1 protein-coding gene is annotated in these 272 nt (G+C 32.0%); it reads left to right on the plus strand.

The annotated features are described in order from the left end of the window. Positions 1 to 220, plus strand: a 220-nt coding sequence (locus BKB51_RS21010; RefSeq protein WP_218044112.1) for a hypothetical protein, incomplete at its 5' end; no start/stop codon positions are given. Between the last annotated feature and the right edge of the window lie 52 nt (positions 221 to 272).

A 272-nucleotide genomic window follows, 5' to 3' on the forward strand; every position in this document is an offset into this window, starting at 1 on the left:
TACGGTAGAGGTTGTTGCGATTCCAATGGCTGATGATACTTCATCCAACAATGATGATATCAGTAATGAGAAAAATAGTGAGCACCTACATACTACCGATAATTTGTCAGCGAATGTTATTCAGCAAAGTAACCGCTTTAAATATAAACACTATCGTTTCATGTATTTTGCATTGATATCGTTTGAGTTAATTATTGTCGTTTATCATATATTTACTTAATTTCAAACCACATCCACCATTTAATCCAATAAAAATAATCACGTAAAGCAAC

Origin of the sequence: Kiloniella majae (assembly GCF_002118315.1) — a bacterium.
Taxonomy (GTDB): domain Bacteria; phylum Pseudomonadota; class Alphaproteobacteria; order Kiloniellales; family Kiloniellaceae; genus Kiloniella; species Kiloniella majae.